We start from the raw sequence: 3,435 nt of genomic DNA on the forward strand, positions 1-3,435 counted from the left end.
TCGACATCAACTACTACGCTGTACCACAAGCACGTACTTCAAACATGAAGCATCGTCCAGTGGGTATGGGCATCATGGGCTTCCAGGATGCTTTATATGAAATGAACTTGGCGTATGGTTCTGAAGCAGCTGTTGATTTTGCCGATGAATCTATGGAAGTAATCAGCTACTACGCGATTTCAACTTCAAGTGATTTGGCTGTTGAACGTGGTACGTATGAGACATTTAAAGGTTCATTGTGGGATCAAGGGATCTTGCCAATCGACTCTTTAGATATCGTTGCGAAATCACGCCCTGAACGCATGTTCGAAGTGGATCGTACTACTCGTCTGGATTGGGATACTTTACGTAACAAAGTTCAAAAAGACGGTATGCGTAACTCGAACGTGATGGCAATTGCTCCGACTGCAACGATTTCAAACATCTGTGGTGTGTCTCAATCCATTGAACCGACATTCCAGAACCTGTATGTGAAATCAAACCTGTCTGGTGAATTCACCGTGATTAACCCGTATCTGGTACGTGCGTTAAAAGAACGTGGTCTTTGGGATGCAGTAATGGTCAATGACCTGAAACATTTCGAAGGTTCTGTTCAGAAGATTTCTCGTATTCCTGAAGAGCTTAAAGCCATCTTCGCGACTGCGTTTGAAGTTGATACTCGCTGGATCGTAGATGCTGCTTCACGTCGTCAAAAATGGATCGACCAAGCACAATCTCTTAACCTTTACATCGCTGGTGCAAACGGTAAGAAACTGGACATCACTTACAAGATGGCCTGGTTACGTGGTCTTAAGACAACTTATTACCTACGTGCATTGGGTGCGACTTCTGCTGAGAAATCAACCATTAATACTGGCGCATTGAATGCAGTTAAACCTGCAACTGTTGCGGCTCCTGTTGTAGCAGCAGCTCCTGTAGTTGAAGCGCAAAAACCTGAAGCTCCTGCAGAGGAAGAAGGTTTTGCTCAAGCGGCTCCAGTGCCAATGGCATGTTCAATTGACAATCCTGATTGTGAGGCTTGTCAATAATTGGCGAGTTTCTAGAATCCCCCTAAATCCCCCTTTTTCAAAGGGGGACTTCCAGAAATCAAAATAGGTGGATGGAAGCCCCTTCTTTATTAAAAGGAGGGGTTGGGGGAGGATTTAGAATTTAATACAAATAAGGAAACCTCAATGCCCCATATGACCCACAACTACATGTTAGGACTTGCGGCATTGCTGATTTCCTTTGGTATTACCTTTTATTTACCAATTGCTTATTTCTGGCTCAAAGTTCGCCAGCAGCGTAAGCAAAATAAGTAGTTTTCTTTAGACGAATTACTTCTTTTGATTATGTAGCAATACAAAATCAAATCTAGATTGAAGATTATGAAAGATAAAAGTAATTGGAGATTTAGAAAAGATTTGAGAAAAATGTTGGGGATATTGCAGTATCCCCCTCATTTGACTCAAATAAACAGGCAATTTGCTGTTGAATTGAGAGTACTTTCCGATAAGAAAGTAAGGGAATAATCCCTCAACTTAGTTCTCTCGTCAACAGTAAATTGCAAACAAACCAGTAACTTATTGAAGGTACAGATAATGTTTTTTTGCAACACCCAATTTACTTATTTGATGAACACTAATGATGAGGATTTTACCTATGAGTATTTATTGTATTACGTATGATTTGAGGCTTAAATCAAGTCGACACTATCAACAACTTCTTAGTTTTATAAGAAAAAATTATGAAGTTATACAGCATCAAAAATCTGTATTGATTGTGTCTTCATTGGAGTCAGCCGAAGCTATACGGAAGGGTTTATTACCTTTTATTGATGAAAAAGACAAATTAGAGGTCTTTGAATTAAATAGAAGTGATATTGATAAATTAGTAGCTTAGAAGAACCCCAAACCATTTAATGTTCGCATTAAATGGTTTTGAAATAGAGACAGGTTTATAATCTTTATTCTATTTCACTGGGGTTCACCTGATTTTTAATTAAGGAGAATCCCATGTCTATCCTAAGTTGGGACGATTTCGAAGATGATTCGCAAAAACCGGCTGCACCTGAACAGCAGCCTGCGCCCGTCGAGCCGCAAAAAGCGACTAATTCACAGATGGTATCTGATGCAGGCAACGCATCGCCGGATGTGGCAGCTGCACAACCCCTTAGAGCCACTCAAAACCGAGGATCAAATCCAACCGATTCGCTGGCAAGAGCATCTGCTTCCCTAGAACAGCTTGATGTTGCACCGGGTCTGGAAGAGCTTGAAATGGGTGCGCAGCGTGTACAGGTTGACGACAAGGCGATGATCAACTGTCGTGCAGACTTGAACCAGCTTGTTCCATTCAAATACGAATGGGCTTGGCAGAAGTATCTGGACGGATGTGCAAACCACTGGATGCCGCAAGAAGTCAACATGAACCACGACATTGCGCTCTGGAAGTCTGAAAATGGCTTGACTGAAGATGAACGTACCATCGTCATGCGTTCGCTCGGTTTCTTCTCGACTGCCGATTCACTGGTTGCAAACAATCTGGTACTGGCAATTTACCGTCACATTACCAACCCTGAATGCCGTCAGTACATCTTACGTCAGGCGTTTGAAGAAGCGATTCACACACATGCTTACCAATACTGTATCGAGTCTTTAGGTATGGACGAAGGCGAAGTCTTCAACATGTACCGCGAAGTACCGTCAGTTGCACGTAAAGCGGCGTGGGGCCTGAAATATACTCAGTCTTTAAGTGATCCTACTTTCAAAACTGGTACACCTGAAAACGACCAGATTCTGCTTCGCAACCTGATCGCGTTCTACTGTGTACTTGAAGGTATCTTCTTCTACTGCGGTTTCAGCCAGATCCTGTCGATGGGCCGTCGTAACAAGATGAATGGTGTTGCTGAACAGTTCCAGTACATCCTGCGTGATGAGTCAATGCACCTGAACTTCGGTATCGATATGATCAACCAGATCAAGATCGAAAACCCAGGTTTATGGACCACTGAATTTCAGGAAGAAATCATCCAGATGATTCTTGAAGGTACGATGCTGGAAATCGAATACGCACGTGACACCATGCCACGCGGTGTACTTGGCATGAATGCTGGCATGATGGAAGAATACCTGAAGTTCATTGCCAACCGTCGTCTGGCGCAGTTAGGCTTGCCTGAACAGTTTGCTGGCGTGAACAACCCGTTCCAGTGGATGTCAGAAATGATGGACTTGCGTAAAGAGAAGAATTTCTTCGAGACGCGCGTAACAGACTATCAGACTGGCGGTGCGTTAAGCTGGTAAGGTTTAACTTAAAATGACATGATATCTGTCATTTTAACTTTAAATAAAAAGCCACCCTTGCGGTGGCTTTTTTATGATCTGATTTATCGTCTTCAATTCTGGAATTTATTTCAACCGCTTCCCTGCTTCATCAATAATCATTTCCCCATCTTCCTTG

General features: G+C 42.7%; 3 protein-coding genes and 1 pseudogene. All 4 read left to right on the forward strand.

Annotated elements, in window-relative coordinates; all coding sequences use genetic code 11:
• Positions 1-1,028, forward strand: a pseudogene (locus tag WAK81_RS08965) (ribonucleoside-diphosphate reductase subunit alpha); the annotation flags it as partial.
• 144 nt (positions 1,029-1,172) lie between these two features.
• On the forward strand, positions 1,173-1,301 hold the full coding sequence (locus WAK81_RS08970; protein ID WP_257225578.1) for a hypothetical protein: 129 nt from the start codon (positions 1,173-1,175) through the stop codon (positions 1,299-1,301).
• 340 nt (positions 1,302-1,641) lie between these two features.
• Positions 1,642-1,881 (forward strand): hypothetical protein, encoded by a 240-nt coding sequence (locus WAK81_RS08975; RefSeq protein ID WP_416711867.1) that lies wholly within the window; start codon positions 1,642-1,644, stop codon positions 1,879-1,881.
• Between the two features lie 113 nt (positions 1,882-1,994).
• Positions 1,995-3,278: a ribonucleotide-diphosphate reductase subunit beta gene (locus WAK81_RS08980; protein WP_004645882.1), complete on the forward strand. Its 1,284-nt coding sequence runs from the start codon at positions 1,995-1,997 to the stop codon at positions 3,276-3,278.
• Positions 3,279-3,435: the final 157 nt, after the last annotated feature.

Source organism: Acinetobacter sp. (genome assembly GCF_049284435.1).
GTDB lineage: Bacteria > Pseudomonadota > Gammaproteobacteria > Pseudomonadales > Moraxellaceae > Acinetobacter.

What these genes read in the sequence shown, in the direction of transcription:
- WAK81_RS08970 (WP_257225578.1), top strand. Translation starts at nt 1,173, where the DNA reads ATGCCCCATATGACCCACAACTACATGTTAGGACTTGCGGCATTGCTG.
- WAK81_RS08975 (WP_416711867.1), top strand. Translation starts at nt 1,642, where the DNA reads ATGAGTATTTATTGTATTACGTATGATTTGAGGCTTAAATCAAGTCGA.
- WAK81_RS08980 (WP_004645882.1), top strand. Translation starts at nt 1,995, where the DNA reads ATGTCTATCCTAAGTTGGGACGATTTCGAAGATGATTCGCAAAAACCG.